This window comes from Aeromonas sp. FDAARGOS 1414 (assembly GCF_019047065.1).
GTDB lineage: Bacteria > Pseudomonadota > Gammaproteobacteria > Enterobacterales > Aeromonadaceae > Aeromonas > Aeromonas veronii_A.
Map to the genome: position 1 here is coordinate 3,862,328 of NZ_CP077210.1, position 18,878 is coordinate 3,881,205.

General features: G+C 58.7%; 19 protein-coding genes and 1 tRNA gene. 13 read left to right on the forward strand and 7 right to left on the reverse strand.

Annotation, left to right across the window (positions count from 1 at the left end):
* Positions 1–22 precede the first annotated feature (22 nt).
* The 3 genes from I6L44_RS17470 to I6L44_RS17480 form a co-directional block, all read right to left on the reverse strand.
* Complete coding sequence (locus I6L44_RS17470) at positions 23–469, reverse strand: DUF962 domain-containing protein (RefSeq protein ID WP_216952648.1); 447 nt, start codon at positions 467–469, stop codon at positions 23–25.
* Positions 470–531: 62 nt separating this feature from the next.
* Positions 532–1,389, reverse strand: coding sequence for a hypothetical protein (locus I6L44_RS17475; RefSeq protein WP_216952649.1), 858 nt, complete (start codon positions 1,387–1,389; stop codon positions 532–534).
* 145 nt (positions 1,390–1,534) lie between these two features.
* On the reverse strand, positions 1,535–1,921 hold the full coding sequence (locus I6L44_RS17480; protein WP_216952650.1) for a TraR/DksA C4-type zinc finger protein: 387 nt from the start codon (positions 1,919–1,921) through the stop codon (positions 1,535–1,537).
* A 467-nt stretch (positions 1,922–2,388) separates the two neighbouring features.
* On the opposite strand from I6L44_RS17480, the gene I6L44_RS17485 reads away from it, so the two are divergent.
* The 9 genes from I6L44_RS17485 (at position 2,389) to I6L44_RS17525 (ending at position 11,690) form a co-directional block, all read left to right on the forward strand.
* A complete protein-coding gene (locus I6L44_RS17485; RefSeq protein ID WP_005342613.1) occupies positions 2,389–3,720 on the forward strand; it encodes a glutamine synthetase family protein in 1,332 nt (443 codons plus the stop codon).
* A 294-nt stretch (positions 3,721–4,014) separates the two neighbouring features.
* Positions 4,015–5,376 carry an aspartate aminotransferase family protein gene (locus I6L44_RS17490; RefSeq protein ID WP_216952651.1) on the forward strand — a complete coding sequence of 454 codons (1,362 nt, stop codon included), beginning with the start codon at positions 4,015–4,017 and terminating at the stop codon, positions 5,374–5,376.
* A 53-nt stretch (positions 5,377–5,429) separates the two neighbouring features.
* Positions 5,430–6,527: an extracellular solute-binding protein gene (locus tag I6L44_RS17495; RefSeq protein WP_201937706.1), complete on the forward strand. Its 1,098-nt coding sequence runs from the start codon at positions 5,430–5,432 to the stop codon at positions 6,525–6,527.
* A 114-nt stretch (positions 6,528–6,641) separates the two neighbouring features.
* Positions 6,642–7,727, forward strand: a complete 1,086-nt coding sequence (locus tag I6L44_RS17500) for a polyamine ABC transporter substrate-binding protein (RefSeq protein WP_201937656.1) — start codon at positions 6,642–6,644, stop codon at positions 7,725–7,727.
* A gap of 78 nt (positions 7,728–7,805) precedes the next feature.
* Complete coding sequence (potA, locus tag I6L44_RS17505) at positions 7,806–8,960, forward strand: polyamine ABC transporter ATP-binding protein (protein ID WP_216952652.1); 1,155 nt, start codon at positions 7,806–7,808, stop codon at positions 8,958–8,960.
* Positions 8,957–9,862, forward strand: a complete 906-nt coding sequence (locus I6L44_RS17510; RefSeq protein WP_216952653.1) for an ABC transporter permease subunit — start codon at positions 8,957–8,959, stop codon at positions 9,860–9,862. The genes potA and I6L44_RS17510 overlap by 4 nt, the downstream gene beginning before the upstream one ends.
* Entirely contained in the window at positions 9,862–10,704 is an 843-nt protein-coding gene (locus tag I6L44_RS17515) for an ABC transporter permease subunit (RefSeq protein ID WP_058059408.1), read from the forward strand. Before I6L44_RS17510 ends, I6L44_RS17515 begins: the two co-directional genes overlap by 1 nt.
* A 49-nt stretch (positions 10,705–10,753) precedes the next feature.
* Complete coding sequence (locus tag I6L44_RS17520; RefSeq protein ID WP_216952654.1) at positions 10,754–11,458, forward strand: MOSC domain-containing protein; 705 nt, start codon at positions 10,754–10,756, stop codon at positions 11,456–11,458.
* Between the two features lie 155 nt (positions 11,459–11,613).
* Positions 11,614–11,690 (forward strand) — tRNA-Pro (locus I6L44_RS17525).
* A 291-nt stretch (positions 11,691–11,981) separates the two neighbouring features.
* Here I6L44_RS17525 and I6L44_RS17530 read toward each other — a convergent pair.
* Positions 11,982–12,509: a hypothetical protein gene (locus I6L44_RS17530; protein WP_005356927.1), complete on the reverse strand. Its 528-nt coding sequence runs from the start codon at positions 12,507–12,509 to the stop codon at positions 11,982–11,984.
* 124 nt (positions 12,510–12,633) lie between these two features.
* Positions 12,634–13,098, reverse strand: coding sequence for a thioesterase family protein (locus I6L44_RS17535; RefSeq protein WP_042054246.1), 465 nt, complete (start codon positions 13,096–13,098; stop codon positions 12,634–12,636).
* Between the two features lie 133 nt (positions 13,099–13,231).
* Here I6L44_RS17535 and recQ point away from each other — a divergent pair, with 133 nt between their 5' ends.
* Complete coding sequence (gene recQ / locus I6L44_RS17540) at positions 13,232–15,067, forward strand: ATP-dependent DNA helicase RecQ (RefSeq protein ID WP_216952655.1); 1,836 nt, start codon at positions 13,232–13,234, stop codon at positions 15,065–15,067.
* A gap of 67 nt (positions 15,068–15,134) precedes the next feature.
* Here the strand turns inward: recQ and I6L44_RS17545 are convergent, their stop codons facing one another.
* Positions 15,135–15,437, reverse strand: coding sequence for a cytochrome c (locus I6L44_RS17545; RefSeq protein ID WP_005340687.1), 303 nt, complete (start codon positions 15,435–15,437; stop codon positions 15,135–15,137).
* A 105-nt stretch (positions 15,438–15,542) separates the two neighbouring features.
* On the opposite strand from I6L44_RS17545, the gene I6L44_RS17550 reads away from it, so the two are divergent.
* From I6L44_RS17550 to I6L44_RS17560, 3 genes are all read left to right on the forward strand, one after another.
* Positions 15,543–16,970 carry a YdiU family protein gene (locus I6L44_RS17550; protein ID WP_216952656.1) on the forward strand — a complete coding sequence of 476 codons (1,428 nt, stop codon included), beginning with the start codon at positions 15,543–15,545 and terminating at the stop codon, positions 16,968–16,970.
* A gap of 10 nt (positions 16,971–16,980) precedes the next feature.
* On the forward strand, positions 16,981–17,268 hold the full coding sequence (locus tag I6L44_RS17555) for a DUF3630 family protein (protein ID WP_216952657.1): 288 nt from the start codon (positions 16,981–16,983) through the stop codon (positions 17,266–17,268).
* A gap of 159 nt (positions 17,269–17,427) precedes the next feature.
* Positions 17,428–18,102 (forward strand): 7-cyano-7-deazaguanine/7-aminomethyl-7-deazaguanine transporter, encoded by a 675-nt coding sequence (locus tag I6L44_RS17560; protein WP_005340680.1) that lies wholly within the window; start codon positions 17,428–17,430, stop codon positions 18,100–18,102.
* A gap of 270 nt (positions 18,103–18,372) precedes the next feature.
* On the opposite strand, the gene rraA is transcribed toward I6L44_RS17560, so the two are convergent.
* Positions 18,373–18,858, reverse strand: a complete 486-nt coding sequence (rraA, locus tag I6L44_RS17565) for a ribonuclease E activity regulator RraA (RefSeq protein ID WP_005340678.1) — start codon at positions 18,856–18,858, stop codon at positions 18,373–18,375.
* Positions 18,859–18,878 lie beyond the last annotated feature (20 nt).

An 18,878-nucleotide genomic window follows, 5' to 3' on the forward strand; every position in this document is an offset into this window, starting at 1 on the left:
TCTCCTGTTGGCCCGGCACTCCTCAATAGGGAATGCCCAGGCGACGATAGAGGCTGGCGAGCACCCAGGCGGGGCCTATCAGCAGAAATTGCAGGTCGGCGAGGAAGGAGGGGCGTTTGCCCTCGATCTTGTGGCCGACAAACTGGGCTATCCAGAGAATCACGAACGCCGCCACCGCGGGCCACAGCAGCGGCCCCTGCCACTGGTGGCAGAAGGCCAGCCCGAGCGCGGTCAGCACCGCCATCCCCGCGAACAGCGAAAACGACAGTTGCAGATAGAACAGCAGCACCGGAATGGCCGCCACTGCCGCCCAGTTGAGGGGCTCTGGCAAGGGCCCGAGCGGCAGACACCAGAGCAGCGCCAGCGAGCAGAGATAGATGCCCGGCACCGCCAGTTTGTGGATGGCGACGTTTATCGGATGGCGATGGCTCTGGCCGTACTCCACAAACCACTCCTGGATTCCCTTCATGGCTCCTCCCTGGCGCACTGTGTTCTCGCGGCCTGACCCTCATGGTCAGGCGCTCGGGATGCTTATCCCTGTGGTGGATAATCCCAATATTGGGCCGGAATGGATTTTAGCAACGGGGTCATGTCCGGATTGGGCAGGGCGATGGTGACCCGCTGATCGAGGTTGGCGCTGGCCAGTGCTTCGCGGATCTTGGGGTTGTCATGGAAGAACTTCATAAAGCTGCCATCGGCATAGGCCCGCTCCAACCCGGTCTGAATCGCCTTGGCCAGCTTGGGGTATTCGGGGCTGACGAAGAAGAACTGGGCGAAGGGGTAGCGGATCAGCAGATGTTGCTCGATGGCGAGGTTGGGATACTGCGCCACCAGCTCGCTGCGCTCGGCGAAGATCTCTACCAGGGCGCGCGGGAAGAAGTCGATCTTGTCGCCGTCGTTGATAAGGCGAAACAAGCTGCTGTAGCGGCCGGAGAAGGTCGGGATGCCCGCATTTTCCAGAATTTTGTTATCGGCCCAACCGACCCCTTGCGCCGCCTTCAGCTGTTTGAGGTCGGCCAGAGTATTGATCTGGTTGAACTTCTCTTGGGCATCCGCGTGGATGAACGACAGCCGCAATCCTTCCAGTCCGCGAAACAGCGGAATGGGGACGGCAATCAGGGAGGATTCGAGTGCGCTGGAGGTACCCATCCAGAAGACGTTGATGGTCTTGCCCTTGCTCAGCTGCTGCTGAAGGGTGAACTGGTTGAGGTCGAGTTCGACAGGCTGGATGCGAAAGGGTTGTCCGGAGCGGGTCAGGGCCAGTTCCAGCAGTTTGAGCTGGTACTCCTGATCAAGATTGTTGACGGGACGGCTGGGAACCTTGACCGTCAGAACCTGTGCTTGTGCCAGCAGTGGCAGGCACAAACACAGTTTGATGAGCCATTTCACTCTCTATTCTCCTGTAGATTCCGGAAGGTGTCCGGAGTCTAACAGAACTTGTCACCATCTTGCTGCGAGGCGTTGTGCAAGGTTGAGCGCGGGCCCAGCCTTGCTGGCGTCTGTTGCACCTGAATGGTGACGGTTCTTCGAAGAATCAGGCGACGCGGCGGAACACGTGGGTATCGTTAAATTCCTTGGTGCTCTGGCATTCGACGCAGAAACGGGACTCTGGACGAGCTTGCAGCCGCTTGAGAGAGATCTCGTCACCACAAGATTCACAGTAACCGAAATCTCCATCGTTCATTCGCTTCAATGCGCCCCTCAGCTTGCGCAGGTGCAGCTTGTCGTGCTCGATGCGGTTCAGCTCCAGACGGCGGGCTTCCTCGATACTGGCACGGTCAATTTCATCGGCCATCTCGTTGGTGTCGGTGGCGATGGCCTGGCTGGCCTGGGAGTTCAGGCGCTCTTCGAGCTCGGCGATCTGCCGCTCGATCTGCCCCTTGTAAAAGGCCAGTTGGTCTTCAGTCATGAAATCACACATACGATTTACTACCAGTCAGTTTACTAACCCAATTATCCCTGTTTATGGGGGCTGTCTGCCTGCAGACCAAGCCCTTCTCGTCTGATTTGCACCGTTTTCATGCAAGAGAGTGCAAATCAGGGCGGGCCTTGTACCAAAAAAAAGCAGCCAAGCAAAGCAAATAGGACAGGGATTGTGCGCCTTTGCAAAAAAATGGCCCCTTTAGCGGCTGATCTGACGGGATCTGACATCTGGTTTTGGCCGGTTGGCACCGGCTTTGCACTGGGGAGAGGCGAGACCACGAGTGTTTAGTATTTGGTGCCGACTTGGTCATTATATGCGCCGTTATTTATAGTTTTTTAAACACCACTGCTTGACATTACCCCTGATAGCGGGCTTTTATGGTGGTGTTGATTACAATTTGATAACAAGGGTGTTCCATATATTAGACACCCTTGCCAATGGCAACCGTAGAGTCGGGGTTTAACATGGACAGTATCAAGGGCTGGATGGAGAGCAATCGCATCACGGAAGTGGAGTGTCTCTTCCCTGATTTCACCGGCAACGCCCGGGGCAAGATCATCCCAGCCAACAAGTTTTTGCGAGAAGGGGGCATGCGTCTGCCCGAGGTGATCTTCACCCAGACAGTGACCGGCGAATATCCGGATGACGACAGCATGATCGATCCGCTGGAGCGGGACATGCAGCTCTATCCTGACCCCAACACCATCCGTTTCGTCCCTTGGGCGCTGGAACCTACCGCTCAGGTTATCCATGACTGTTACGACGTCAACGGCAAGCTGATCGACATTGCACCTCGCTCCGTACTGCGTCGGGTTCTGTCATTTTACGAGGCTCAGGGCTGGAAGCCGGTGGTGGCGCCCGAGCTGGAGTTCTATCTGGTCACCCGCAACGAAGACCCCGACTATCCGCTGATGCCGCCGGTAGGGCGCAACGGCCGTCCCGAGACAGCTCGCCAGTCCTTCAGTATCGATGCGGTCAACGAGTTCGATCCCATCTTCGAAGACATGTATGACTACTGCGAAGCGCAGGAGCTGGAGGTGGATACCCTGATCCACGAGTCCGGTGCTGCCCAGATGGAGATCAACTTCCTGCACGGGGATGCCATCGATCTGGCGGATCAGGTGTTCCTTTTCAAGCGCACCATGCGTGAGGCGGCCCATCGCCACGGCATCTACGCCACCTTTATGGCCAAGCCGATGAGCAACGAGCCGGGCTCCGCCATGCACATCCACCAGAGTCTGGAGGATATGAACGGTCGAAATCTGTTCGGTACCCCGGATGGCGGCAACTCCGAACTCTTCATGCATTTCATCGCAGGTCTGCAGAAGTACACCCCGGCGGTGACAGCCCTGCTGGCTCCCAATGTCAACTCCTACCGCCGCCTCACCTTCGGTGAGAGCGCGCCACGCAACGTCCAGTGGGGTGTCGAGAACCGCACCTGTGGTCTGCGGGTACCCTTCTCCGACCCGAGTGCCCGCCGGGTGGAGAACCGCTTCGCCGGTGCCGATGCCAACCCCTATCTGGCGCTGGCCGCCACCCTGGCGTGCGGCTATCTCGGCATGATGGAGAAGCTGGAGCCCATGCAGGAGATGAAATCCAGCGCCTACGACCTGCCCTACAGTCTGCCCCGCTCGCTGGAGGAGGCGCTCAGCCATCTCGAACAGTGCGAGCCGATCAAGGAGATGTTGGGGGAGCGCTTTACACGCGCCTTTGTCGCGGTCAAACGCAAAGAGTACGAGACCTACTTCGGGGTGATCAGCCGCTGGGAGCGAGAGTTCCTGCTGCTGAACGTCTGACCCGGATGCGTGCCGGCCACGCATCGTCCGAATCGGGGAGGCAGGCTGCCTCCCCTGCCTGTAACCGGTAATACGGGATGGAGGAGTGCCTCCGCCTGCGGATGGTTGTGAGCGGAAGTTGGCTCGCCACCGCTCTGGTTGCATGGTTGATAACAGTTTTTGGCTCGAATTGAAGGATGTGAGGAGCAGGCCATGCCGCAGTCCACGCGAAAGTGGCGGTGATTGCGGGAGTGGCAGCCTTCCTGATGATTGACGAACAGAACCAGCTAAATCGAAGGAACCGAGGAGCTAACAATGCAACAGACTACCCGTGAGTGGCAGCAGCAGGATGCCAGCCACCACCTGCACCCCTTTACCGACTTTCAGGCTCTGAACAAGAAGGGCAGCCGTATCATCACCAAAGCCAGTGGCGTCTATCTGGAAGACTCCGAAGGCAAGCGCATTCTGGACGGCATGGCGGGGCTCTGGTGCGTCAACATGGGTTATGGCCGGCAGGAGCTGGTGGATGCCGCGGCCAGACAGATGGAGCAGCTCCCCTACTACAACCTCTTTTTCCAGACCGCTCACCCGCCGGTGATCGAGCTGGCCACCCTGCTGGCCGAAGTGACGCCATCCCATCTCAACCATGTCTTCTTTACCGGCTCCGGCTCCGAGTGCAACGACACCGTGCTGCGGATGGTGCGCCACTACTGGGCCAGCAAGGGGCAACCGGAAAAACAGGTGATCATCAGCCGCCACAACGCCTATCACGGCTCCACCGTGGCGGGGGCGAGTCTGGGTGGCATGAAAGGGATGCATGCCCAGGGTGGTCTGCCCATTCCCGGCATAGTGCACATCGACCAGCCCTACCACTTCGGTGAGGGGCAGGGGATGAGTGCCCACGAGTTTGGGCTGGAGAGGGCCCGTCAGCTGGAGCAGAAGATTCTGGAGCTGGGGGTGGACAAGGTGGCCGCCTTTATCGGCGAGCCGATCCAGGGGGCGGGCGGTGTCATCATTCCGCCTGACAGCTACTGGCCGGAGATCCAGCGCATCTGCGATCACTACGGCATTTTGCTGATAGCCGACGAGGTGATCTGCGGCTTTGGCCGTACCGGCCACTGGTTTGCCAGCGAAGGGTTTGGCATCAAGCCGGATCTGATGTGTCTGGCCAAGGGGATTACCTCCGGTTATCTGCCGCTCGGCGCTGTGATGGTGAGTGACCGGGTTGCCAAGGGGCTGGTGGAAGAGGGGGGCGAGTTCAACCACGGCTTCACCTACTCAGGCCATCCGGTCTCTTGCGCGGTGGCGGTGGCCAATATCCAGCTTATGCAAAAGGAGAGCATAGTTAAGCGGGTGCATGATACCATCGGCCCCTATTTGCAGCGCCGCTGGGCAGAGCTGGCTGACCACCCGCTGGTGGGTGAAACCCGTGGCCGCGGGCTGGTCGCAGCCCTGGAAATCGTCCAGGACAAGCAGACCAACCGGCGTTTCCCGGCCCATGCCAATGCCGGGATGACTTGCCGGGAATTCTGTTTTAACAATGGCTTGGTGATGAGGGCGGTAGGCGATACCATGATCATATCGCCCCCCTTGGTGATCACCGAGGAACAGGTTGATGAATTGGTCAAGCTAGCCAGGCTCAGTCTGGATCTGACGGCTGCAAAGCTGAAGGGATAGCTGCCGCCAGGCAGGTTGGCATGCGCATACAATTTGCTTAGGAGACAAGGATGATGTCTTTCAAAACGGGAGTGATCGCTGCCTCTGTGGCTCTGGTCATGGCAAGTGCCGGAGCAATGGCTGAAGAGAAGGTGTTGCACGTCTACAACTGGAGCGACTATATCGCCCCGGATACCCTGGAAAACTTCCAGAAGGAGACGGGCATCAAGGTGGTTTATGACGTGTTTGACAGCAACGAGGTACTGGAAGCCAAGTTGCTGGCTGGTAAATCCGGCTACGACATCGTGGTGCCGTCCAACCCCTTCCTGGCCAAACAGATCAGGGCTGGCGTGTTCCAGAAGCTGGACAAGTCCAAGCTCTCCAACTGGCAAAATATGGATACCGACCTGCTCAAGGCGCTCGACCCGAGCGATCCGGGCAACCAGTACTCCATCCCCTATCTGTGGGGCACCATCGGTTATGCCTACAATGCCGAGAAGGTGAAGGCCGTACTGGGGGCCGATGCGCCGCTCAACTCCTGGGATCTGGTGTTCAAGCCGGAGAACATGGCCAAGCTGAAGGAGTGCGGCGTCTCCTTCCTCGACTCGCCGACCGAAATGTTACCGGCCGCCCTGCAATATCTGGGCTTCAAACCGGATAGCCAGAAGCCGGACGAGCTGAAGAAGGCCGAGGAGCTGTTCCTCTCCATTCGTCCCTATACCGCCTATTTCCACTCCTCCAAGTACATCTCGGATCTGGCCAACGGCAACTTGTGTGTTGCTGTCGGTTACTCCATGGATTTGCAGCAGTCCAAGGCGCGGGCGGCGGAAGCCAAAAATGGCGTGGCACTTACCTACACCATTCCGAAAGAGGGGGCAGGCAGCTTCTTTGACATGATCGCCATCCCGGCGGATGCCAAGAACGTCGAGGCGGCCCACACCTTCATCAACTATCTGATGAAGCCCGACGTGATCGCCAACATCACCAATCAGGTGCAGGCGCCTAACGGCAACAAGGCTGCGACCCCGCTGGTTGACGAGGCGATCCGTACCGATCCGGGGGTTTATCCGGACTCTGCAACCTTGCAGAAGATCTACACCTTCCCGGATCTGCCGGCCAAGGTGCAGCGTCTGATGACCCGCAGCTGGACCAAGATCAAGTCCGGTAAGTAACGAATACCCCTCCCGGTCCGCAGTTCGGCCGGGAGGGTAGTGATGCCATCCATCCGGATGGGCCGCGCGAATGGATGCGCAGACGGTCAACCACTGAACAGGAGAACTGACACCGTGAATACAACCAGATTGCTAACCATAGCGCTGACCATGGGATTGGCGAATGCAGTCCAGGCAGCCCCTGTGCTCCATTTCTACAACTGGTCTGACTATATCGGCGAGACCACCCTCAGCGATTTCCAGCAGGAGACCGGGATCAAGACCGTCTATGACGTATTTGACTCCAACGAAACCCTGGAAGGCAAGTTGCTGACCGGACGGACCGGTTACGATCTGGTGGTGCCCTCAAATAATTTCCTCTCCAAGCAGATCAAGGCGGGGGCTTTCCAGAAGCTGGACAAGAGCTTGCTGCCCAATCTGGCCAACCTGGATCCCGTGCTGCTCAAGCAGCTCGAGAAGGTGGATCCGGGCCATCAGTACGCGGTGCCCTATCTGTGGGGAACCAACGGCATCGGCTACAACGTCGACAAAATCAAGGCGGTGCTGGGGGTCGACAAGATCGACTCCTGGGCGGCCATCTTCGAGCCGGAAAACATGGAGAAGCTCTCCCGTTGCGGCGTCGCCTTCCTCGACTCGGCAGACGAGATGATCCCGGCTGCCCTCAACTACCTTGGACTGAACCCCAACAGCCAGGACGCGGCCGATATCAAGCGCGCCGAGGCGCAGTTGCTCAAGGTGCGCCCCTATGTGGCCTACTTCCACTCCTCCAAATACATAGGTGATCTCGCCAACGGCGATATCTGTGTGGCAGCGGGCTTTTCCGGCGACATCTTGCAGGCGGCAGCCCGTGCCGACGAGGCCGGCAAGGGGGTGAAGATTGCCTACAGCATTCCTAAAGAGGGGGGCAATCTCTGGTTTGACATGATGGCGATCCCGTCTGATGCCACCAATGTCAAAGAGGCACATGCTCTCATCAACTATGTTCTGCAGCCCGAGGTGATCGCCAAGGTCAGCAATTATGTGGGCTATGCGAATCCCAATGCCAAGGCTGGCGAGTTCATGGATGAGACGGTGCGCAATGATGAGGGGGTTTATCCGCCTCAGGCTGTGCTGGAGCGGCTCTATGTGCAGGAGGCACATTCCCGCGCGGTACAGCGTCAAATCACCCGGAGTTGGAGCAAGATCAAGTCCGGTACCTGACCTTGGTGCCCGCTCTGGGGCGCCAAATCGCTTTTATGGATTGGCCGTGAGGCCAGTATCACGTTAGGGAGTTTGGTAATGGCGATAGCCTCCAGTGCCTACAAGAAAGCCCTTGAGGGCAGCCAGCAACGCAAAGAAGTGCTGGTAAAAATAGACAGGGTTAGCAAGCAGTTCGATGAAACCCTGGCGGTCGATAATGTTTCCCTGAATATTCATAAGGGGGAGATCTTCGCCCTGCTGGGAGGATCCGGTTCCGGTAAATCGACCTTGCTGCGGATGCTGGCCGGGTTCGAGCGCCCGACCGAAGGGCGTCTGTTCCTCGACGGGGTGGATATCACCGACATGCCCCCCTATGAACGCCCCATCAACATGATGTTCCAGTCCTACGCCCTGTTTCCCCATATGACGGTGGCACAGAATATTGCTTTCGGTCTCAAGCAGGATGGCCTGCCCAAGGCCGAGATCGACGCCCGTGTCGAAGAGATGCTCAAGCTGGTACAGATGACCCAGTATGCCCGTCGCAAGCCGCACCAGCTCTCCGGTGGCCAGCGCCAGCGGGTAGCGCTGGCCCGTTCGCTGGCGAAACGTCCCAAGTTGCTGCTGCTTGATGAGCCCATGGGGGCGCTCGACAAGAAGCTGCGCTCCAAGATGCAGCTGGAGCTGGTGGAGATCATCGAGCGGGTCGGGGTTACCTGTGTCATGGTGACCCACGATCAAGAAGAGGCCATGACCATGGCGGAGCGGATCGCCATCATGCATCACGGTTGTATTGAGCAGATCGGTAGCCCGATGGATATCTACGAAACCCCGGCCAGTCGGCTGGTGTGCGAGTTCATCGGCAACGTCAACCTGTTCGACGGCCTGCTGGTGGAGGATGAGCAGGACCACGCCATCATCGCCTGTGCCGATCTGGAGCAGCCCATCTATGTGGGCCACGGCATCAGCTCCCGTGCCGAGAACAAGAAGGTGACCTACGCCCTGCGGCCGGAGAAGCTGCTGATGAGCCTGCAAAAGCCGGCCGAAATCGAGCATCCGGACTTCAACTGGACCAAGGGCGAGGTCTATGACATCGCTTATCTGGGCGGACACTCGGTGTACCACATCCAGCTGCCCTCGGGCAAAATCGTTCAGGCTTTCATCGCCAATGCCGAACGCCACGGCAAGCGGCCAACCTGGGATGACCAGGTGTTCCTCTACTGGGAAGATGACAGCGGCGTGGTGCTGCAATCATGAAGATCTTGCAACGACTGAAGCGGGGCGGAGGGCGCCGGCTGGTGATCGGCATCCCCTTCTTCTGGCTGTTCCTCTTCTTCCTGCTGCCCTTTGTCATAGTGGTAAAGATCAGTTTTGCGGAAGCGGATGTGGCGATCCCGCCCTACACCGACGTGGTGAGCTGGGCCGACAATCAGCTCACCATCCTGCTCAATATGGGGAACTACCTGCTGCTGCAGGAGGATGAGCTCTATATCGCAGCCTATCTGGGCTCCCTCAAGATGGCCTTCGTCAGCACCCTGCTCTGCCTGTTGATTGGCTATCCGATGGCCTACTCCATCGCTCGGGCCAACAAGGAGACCCAGACCGTTCTGCTGTTGCTGATCATGATGCCGACCTGGACCGCCATTCTGATTCGGGTCTATGCGTGGATGGGGATCCTCAGTAACAACGGCCTGCTCAACAGCGTCTTGCTGGGGATCGGGCTGATTGACGAACCGCTGCAGATCCTCAATACCAACCTGGCGGTCTATATCGGCATCGTTTACTCCTATCTGCCCTTCATGGTGCTGCCGCTTTACGCCAATCTGGTCAAACACGATCAGAGCCTGCTGGAGGCGGCCTCCGACCTGGGGGCCCGCAACCTGACCCGTTTCTGGCAGATCACTGTGCCGCTCTCCAAAAACGGCATTATCGCCGGCTGCATGCTGGTGTTTATTCCGGTGGTGGGGGAGTTCGTTATTCCGGAAATGCTGGGCGGCCCGGAGACCCTGATGATCGGTAAGGTGCTATGGCAGGAGTTCTTCAACAACCGCGACTGGCCGGTCGCCTCTGCACTGGCGGTGGTGATGCTGGCGGTGCTGATCATTCCGATCATCCTCTTCAACCGTAACCAGGCCAAAGAGCTGGAGGGCAAGGCATGATGAGACGTTTCGGTTTTGCCAAGCTGATGCTCTGGCTTGGGCTGCTGTTTATCTACCTGCCCATGATCATCATGGTGATCTACTCCTTCAACGCCTCCAAGCTGGTGACGGTGTGGGGCGGTTGGTCGCTCAAGTGGTACTTCGGCCTGCTCGACAACAAGCAGCTGATTGGATCCGTGTTCCGCTCGCTGGAGATCGCTTTTTACACCGCGATCGCCGCGGTGGCGCTGGGGACGGTGGCGGCATTCGTGCTGACCCGAATTCCCCACTTCCGTGGTCGAACCCTGTTCGGTGGCATGGTGACGGCACCGCTGGTGATGCCCGAGGTGATCACCGGTCTGTCGCTGCTGCTGCTGTTCGTGGCGATGGCCCAGCTGGTGGGATGGCCCGCCGAGCGGGGCATGTTGACCATCTGGATCGCGCACACTACCTTCTGTACCGCCTACGTAGCCATCGTTGTGTCGGCGCGGTTGCGGGAGCTGGATCTCTCCATAGAGGAGGCGGCCATGGATCTTGGCGCCAAGCCGTGGAAGGTGTTCTTCCTGATCACTATCCCGATGATCGCCCCCTCGCTGGCGGCTGGCGGCATGATGTCGTTTGCCCTGTCGCTGGATGATCTGGTGCTGGCGAGCTTCGTCTCCGGCCCGGGCTCCACCACCCTGCCGATGGAGGTCTTCTCGGCGGTGCGGCTCGGGGTTAAACCCGAGATCAACGCGGTGGCCAGCCTGATCCTGCTGTCGGTATCGCTCTTTACCTTCGGCAGCTGGTATCTGATGGCCAAGGCGGAGAAGCGCCGTCGCGCCGAGATCGCCATGAGCAACCAGATGCAGGCAGTCGCCTGACTCGTCAGATGATAAGATCCGCCTACTCTCGTCAATCCGGAGGATGAGTATGCGGATCTCCTTTTTCAGTGGTCGTGGCACCGAGCTGGTGCCCGGCCTCACCAGCGCCATTCACAAGCAACCGATCTCTGCACCAGTTCGCTGTACCTTTGCCGGTCTGGAAGGGGATGAGCAGTGTGACACGCGCCACCACGGTGGCCCGGATCGGGCGCTCCACTACTATCCGGCCGATCACTATCTCTGGTGGCAGACCTGGCAAACCGCGCTGGGCTTGCCTGCGCCACGTACAGCCTGGCAACCTGCCGCCTTTGGCGAGAACCTCTCCGGTCTCGGGCTGACCGAGGCGCAAGCCTGCATCGGCGATGTCTATCGGCTCGGTGAGGCGCTGATCCAGATCAGCCAGCCGAGATCCCCCTGTTTCAAGCTCAACCAGCGCTTTGGCTATGGCCAGATGTCGCAGGTGATGCAACTGAATGGCCGTTGTGGCTGGCTGCTGCGGGTTCTGGAGGAGGGGATTGTGTCGCCGGAGTCGGCCATGGAGCTGGTAGACAGACCCTATCCCGAACTGACGGTGAAGCGCACGGCGGATATCCTGTTCAATCAGGTGCGCAATGAAGCGGATCTGCTGATGTTGCTGGAGAATCTGGCCCTCTCCCCCAACTGGCGCCAGCATGCAGCCGACTGGCTGGAGCATGGCACTGTGGCTGACTGGCAGCGCCGTCTGCTGGGACCGGAGTCTTTGCGCTTACCCTGAGGCAGAGTTAGCGGAATGTCACCATCTGGCTGCATTTCGGTAAACGAGGGCTAAGGATGTTGAATAGTTGAGCAAATGGCCCTTTTTTTCTATTTAAATGCAAAAAAGGCTTGTGTCGGATCGGGGCTTTCGGTAAATTCCCGTCCCGCAGACATCGGTGTGTAGCGCAGCTTGGTAGCGCACTTCGTTCGGGACGAAGGGGTCGGAGGTTCGAATCCTCTCACACCGACCAAATTTGAAAAGGCCGCTCAATAGAGCGGCCTTTTTGCATTTATCCTTCCTGTTTTCCTAATTTTCTTTAGCTGCTGACCCTGTTTTCCTAATTTTCTTTAGCTGCTGACCTGTTACCTAGCCAAGTGATCTGACCTGCTGTATGCAGAGTCGAAGTAAGACCACGGACATTAAAAGGGCCACCGCTCGGTGGCCCATCGGTGGAGTCTGATCCTGACTCCGGCACTCTAGATTGTGGCAATCTCGCTATGGGTCTTGTCTATGGTGCCCTCCTTGCGCGCCAGGCGCTTACTCAGATATGCCAGTGCTGATGCCGCAAAGCCTTGAAACTGTGTTGAGGCAGCAAGGCCGCGTGCTTGGGGTACTCACTAATGAAATGTTCTATTCCCTCCATCAGTTGTGCGCGTAATGAAATCACGGGCTCATGCCAAGCTTGCAGACAGAGATGGCCGGGGATCAACTGCTCCTGATAATCTTCCAGCAGCTGTTCTGGCCAGGGTTCAATACCGGAATTGCGTTGCAGCAAATAGTGGGCGGCGGGTTCACGGGCATAAATGAACTGAATTTGGGCCAGATCGCGTTGGCATAGCGTTTGACTGTTGATATGACAGGTCAAATATTTTCCCGTTTTCAGATCCAGAAAGTGACCGCGTTGCCGACAGGGAACGATGCGATACCAAGGCAGGGGTGAGGAGAGAGAATACCCCTCAAGCTCCTGTTCCAACCAGTGGCGACACTCGGGTGTCTGCACCTCGTCGAGCATGGACTCGAGCTGTGTCAACAAGGCTCTGGATGGTTTGATGGCCAGTTTCGCACTCATCGCCTGCAATCCTCCCTCTGCACACAATCCCGACTATCAGTATGGACCTTGTTCGGCCAGAGGGGGTAAGGAATCTAATGATTAAAAGTGGATTAGCCGCGTGGTTTTTATGCACTAACTTGGTTCAACCCACCAGATAGGTACCAGTGCCGAAGGCGATGTGGGTGCCCTCTTCGTTGTGCAGCTCCATCCGGGCGACGGCCACCTTGCTGCCCGCCCGGATGATGTGGGCGGTGGCGATAAACTCGTTGCCGCGCCCCGGGCGCAGGTAGTCCACCCGCAGATCTATGGTGCCGAGGCGAGCGAAGCGCTCCTTGAGATAGCTGGGGGAGAACTCCTCCAGCTCGTCGATGCAGGAGGCGGCGACGATCATGCCGCCCGCCACATCCAGCAGCGTGGCGGTGACACCGCCGTGCAGGATGTTGTGGAAGGGGTTGCCGATCAGCTTGTCGTCCATCTTGATGCGCAGTTCCACCTTGTCGAAGTCGTAGTGGGTCACCTGCATGCCGATCAGCTTGTTGAACGGCATCTTCTCGGCAAACAGGTTGGCAATGCCACTGAGCGCCATCTTCTTGAGCATCTGTTTCATTCTCTGATCCCAATCCTTGTCATCAAAGCCGAGTAAAAACTCCAGCCAGTCTGCAACAGTTCTTTAACAGTCGCAATGGCAGGTTTATTGTGGGCGGCGGCTGCTTTAGAATGGCGACCCCAAAGGAGAGCCCATGACCGCGATTGCCGAAACCCTGCCAGATCCTCAGCCAGAGAGTCCGCTTGCCCTGCTGCAGGCGGTCTTCGGCTATCAGCAGTTTCGGCCGGGCCAGCTCGAGATTATCGAGCAGATCGTCGCGGGGCGCGATGCGCTGGTGCTCAAGCCCACTGGCGGCGGCAAGTCGCTCTGCTATCAGATCCCGGCACTGCTGCGGCCCGGGCTCGGTGTGGTGGTCTCTCCTCTTATTTCGCTGATGAAGGATCAGGTCGACAGCCTGCGCGCCAACGGCGTAGCGGCGGTCTACATCAACTCGGCCCTCAGTCGGGAGGAGATGATCCAGAGCTTTGCCGCCATGCGTCGCGGCGAGATCAAGCTGGTTTATGTCTCCCCCGAGCGCTTGTTGCAGCACGAGTTTATGGATCGACTGGCCGAGCTGCCGCTCGGGCTGTTCGCCATCGACGAGGCGCACTGCGTCTCCCAGTGGGGCCACGATTTCCGGCCTGAGTATGCGGCGCTGGGGCGACTCAAGCAGTGGTTCCCGCAGGTGCCGGTGGTGGCTCTGACCGCCACCGCCGACGAGGCAACCCGCAGCGACATGCTGCACCGGTTGGAACTCAATGATCCCTTTATTCACACCGCCAGCTTCGATCGTCCCAATATCCGCTACAGCCTGGTGGAGAAGTTCAAGGCGGCCGAGCAGCTGCTGCGCTACGTGCAGAGCCAGAAGGGCAACTGCGGCATCGTCTACTGCTCCAGTCGCAACCGGGTGGAGGAGGTGGCCGAGCGGCTATCCCGCCACGGCTGCAAGGCCGCTCCCTATCATGCGGGGCTGCCGCTCGAGCAGCGCCAGCAGACCCAGGATGCTTTCCTCAAGGATGACATCGAGATAGTGGTGGCGACGGTGGCGTTCGGTATGGGCATCGACAAGCCCAATGTGCGCTTCGTGGTGCACTACGACATTCCGAAGAACATCGAATCCTACTATCAGGAGACCGGTCGCGCCGGGCGCGATGGCACCCCCGCCGAGGCGCTGCTGCTCTACGATCCCGCCGACATCGGTCGGGTGCGCCGCCTGCTCGACAACATCGAGAACCCGCAGCAGTTGCAGGTGGAGCAGTACAAGCTCAACGTGATGGCGGCGTTTGCCGAGGCGCAGACCTGCCGCCGTCAGGTGCTGCTCAACTACTTCGGCGAGTACAACGACAAGCCGTGCGGCAACTGCGATATCTGTCTCGATCCGCCCAAGAGCTATGACGGCACTGAAGATGCCCAGAAGGCGCTCTCCTGTGTCTGGCGGGTGGGGCAGAATTTCGGGGTGGGCTATGTGGTGGAGGTGCTGCGCGGTTCCCTCAACCAGCGCATCAAGGATCACGGCCACGACAAGCTCTCGACCTACGGCATCGGCAAGGATCAGAGCCATGAATACTGGATGAGCGTGATCCGCCAGCTGATCCACAAGGGGCTGCTGACCCAGAACATCACTCGCAATCTGGTGTTGCAGCTGACCGAAGCGGCCCGCCCTGTGCTGCGTGGTGATGTGAAGCTGGAGCTGGCGGTGCCCCGCCTGCAGCCTATCTCCAGCCGCAAGGAGAAGCGCAACGGTCTGCTCGATAACGCCAACTACGACAAGCGGTTGTTCAAGGAGCTGCGCGGCCTGCGCAAACAGATTGCCGAGGATGAAGAGGTGCCGCCCTACGTGGTGTTCAACGATGCGACCCTGGTGGAGATGGCTCAACTGATGCCGATGACTGAAGACGAGATGCTGGCTATCAACGGCGTCGGTCACCGCAAGCTGGAACGCTTCGGTGAAGCCTTTATGGATCTGATCATCGACTACTGCCGTCGTTAGGGTCGATTAGGCTGCCTAATCGACCACGGTAAGCGCGGCTCGAAAGAACCTGGGGTCAGACGCGAGGTTATTTCAGGCTGGCGTAGAAGGCCGCCAGATTGTCGATATCCGCATCTGTCAGCGGCGCCATGAAGGGGTCCATCAAGGGCTCTTTGCGAGTGCCATCCTTGAACGCTTTCAACTGTTTCACCAGATAGGCGGCATTCTGACCCGCCAGATGGGGATAGTTGGGGATCATCGCCTTGCCTTCCACGCCGTGACAGGCGGCACAGACCGCAGCCTTGGCTTTGCCTGCCTCGATATCTGCAGCCTTGGCCTGATGACCCCACGCCAGTGCCAGCAAGGGCAGGGCATATACCCATTTTTGCATCTTCTTCTCCTTGAATTGAAAAATGATGGTCGCCAGTTAGCGCAAGCATGGCTGACGGCAGTATAAAGAGTGACACGAGCATACGCAGGGACGAATGGCACAACCATGAAGTTGATCAACACTTTTGCGACCGAGCTGCCTTGGGCCTGTGAACCCGTGGTCCCCCAGCCGCTGCAGCAACCCCGGTTGCTTCATCTCAACCGGACTTTGCTGGGTGAGCTGGGATTGGGAGGCGTCAGCGAGGCTGACTGGATCGCCTGTTGTGGCGAGGGAAAAGTGCTGCCCGGTATGCAGCCGGTAGCGCAGGTCTATGCGGGCCATCAGTTCGGGGGTTATAGCCCCCGGCTTGGGGATGGTCGCGCGCTGCTGTTGGGTGAGCAGCTGGCGCCGGATGGCCAGCGCTGGGATCTCCACCTGAAGGGGGCAGGGAAGACGCCGTTCTCCCGTTTTGGTGACGGTCGCGCCGTGCTGCGCTCCAGTATCCGTGAGTATCTCGCCTCCGAAGCGCTCCATGCTCTCGGCATCCCGACCACGCGAGCGCTGGTGCTGGTGGGCAGTCAGGAGCCTGTTTATCGCGAGCAGGTTGAGAGCGGGGCGACCGTGCTGCGCACCGCCCCCAGCCATCTGCGCTTCGGCCATATCGAGTATTTCGCCTGGAGCGGGCAGGGAGAGAAGATCCCGCCACTCATCGACTATCTGCTGCGCCACCACTTCCCCGAGCTGGAGAGTGGCGCCGAACTGTTTGCCGAAGTGGTGCGCCGCACCGCGCGGTTGATTGCCAAATGGCAGGCTGCGGGGTTCTGTCACGGGGTAATGAATACCGACAACATGTCGCTGCTCGGCTTGACGCTGGATTACGGCCCCTACGGCTTTATCGATTCCTACGTGCCCGATTTTGTCTGCAACCACTCGGACCCTGCGGGCCGCTACGCGCTGGATCAGCAGCCCGCGGTCGGTTACTGGAATCTGCAAAAACTGGCGCAGGCGCTGGCTGGCCATGTAGACGGTGATGCGCTGGCTGCAGCGTTGGCCCAGTACGAGCAACAGCTGATGCTGCACTACTCCGAACTGATGCGGGCCAAACTCGGGCTGGCGGTGTGGGAGGAGGATGACCCGGCTCTGTTCCGCGAGCTGTTCCGGTTGCTGGCGGCTAACAAAGTGGATTACCACCTGTTCCTTCGCCGTCTCGGTGAGGTGACGCAAGAGGGGGGGGGGCCTGCATCTCTGCTGGCCCTGTTGCCTGAACCAGTGGGTTGGCAGGCGTGGCTGGAACGCTATCGGGCGCGGCTGATGCGCGAAGGCAGCGAGGATGCCGTGCGCAAGGCGCAGATGGATGCCATCAACCCCAAGTATGTGCTGCGCAATGCGCTGGCCCAGCAGGTGATAGACGCCGCCGACGCAGGGGATATGCAGCCGTTCGAGCGGCTGTTCGCCGCCTTGCAGCACCCCTATGATGAACAACCCGAATATGAGGATCTCGCCACCCCGACTCCGGCATGGTATTGCGGTGGTGAGCTCTCCTGCAGCAGCTGAGAGACAGGGAATGAGTTGGCAAATCAAACAGGTAGATAACGAAGCTGGCGTGGTGACGCTGGATTGTCCGGCTCTCGACTGGGACACGTTCCCGCTGTTGGCGCAGGCCTTGCTGCGAGAGTGGGAGCTGCAGCCGCTCGAGCAGGATGCGGGGGCCGACCGCCATAGCTGGTTGCTGGCGTTTGAAGAGAGCCAGTTTCGGCTGGAGTATGAACACTACAGCGGCTGCTGGCTGGAGGCGGTGCGCCCGGCGGATCGGGAGGCGCTGCTCTGGCTCGCCAGACAGCACAAGGCGTGACTATCGCCCACAAGGCCTGCTTTGTCGCAGGCCAACCTGGACAAGCGTAATCGCATAAAGATTGAACTATCGGTTTTGGGGCGTATAATCTCGCCCCTCGATTATCGCCAATGGTGGCGATATGGGTTCCCTAACCCCATTAACCAAAAAGGTCACAAGATGAATCTGACCCCTGCGCAGTACCAAACGGCGCTCGTTCGCCTGTCGTTGTTCCACATCCTGATCATTGCCAGCAGCAACTATCTGGTGCAGCTGCCGATCACCGTGTTTGGCTTCCATACCACCTGGGGCGCGTTCAGCTTCCCGTTTATCTTCCTGGCCACTGACCTGACGGTGCGGATCTTCGGTGCCGGTCTGGCACGCAAGATTATCCAGACCGTGATGCTGCCTGCGCTGGCAGTCTCCTATGCGCTCTCCGTGCTCTTCTTCGAAGGGAGCTTCCAGGGCGTTGGTCATCTGGCCGAGTTCAACCTGTTCGTAGCGCGTATCGCGCTGGCCAGCTTTATGGCCTATCTGGTAGGGCAGTTCATGGATGTGGTGGTGTTCAACCGGCTGCGTCTGCTCAAGCAGTGGTGGATTGCACCTGCGGCCTCTACCCTGTTCGGTAATCTGGTTGATACCATCGCTTTCTTCAGTGTGGCCTTCTGGCGCACCACAGATCCTTTCATGGCAGAGCACTGGGTCGAGATCGCAACCGTCGATTACGTATTCAAGTTGCTGATAAGCCTTGGTTTGTTCGTGCCGCTCTACGGTGTCTTGCTGCGCTACCTCAGCCGCAAGCTGGTGGGCGAGGCCGGATTATCCAGCCTGCAAACGGCCACCCGGCAAGCCTGACCAGATTGACCACCCTTCGCGGTGGTCAATTTTTTTGCACTTTCTGCAAATAGCGCTTGCCTAGTTAAATGAGAATGATTATTGTTAACTTGTTTTCCGGGAAAGACTTCATTCGTTCCAACGTGATGGACTTCTTGTGAAGGCACGACATTGCTCACATTGCTTCCAGTTAAGGGCCAGTTTATCTGGCCCTCTTTTTTTGTCATTTTTCAGCAAGTTGCAGGCATAAAAAACGGGAGCCAAGGCTCCCGTCATCACGCTGTCTGTGGCTTACTCGATATCGAGTGCCTCGGGGGAGAGGATTACCCCTGTGGTATCGGCGTAGAGGTGGTCGTCAGGCAGGAAGGTCACGCCACCGAAGTTGACCGGCAGATCGGTCTCCCCTACATCCTTGCTGTCGGCACCGACCGGAATGGCTGCCAGTGCCTGAATGCCGATATCCAGATCTTCCAGAATATCGACTTCGCGGACGCAGCCGTAGCAGACAATCCCTTCCCAATCATTCTCTGCTGCTGTTGTGGCGATGTCGCTGTCGATCAGAGCTCGGCGCATGGAGCCACCGCCATCGATCAGCAAGACGCGTCCCAGTCCGTTCTCTTTGACGAGTTCACGGATAAGACCATTCGATTCGAAGCATTTGACGGTGGTGATGACGCCGCCGAAAGAGGCGCGGCCGCCGAAGGAGCAGAGCATGGGTTCAAGCACATCCACCATGTCCTGATAGATGTCGCACAGTTCAGAAGTATTGTATTCCATAGTGTCAAATCCACGGCTGG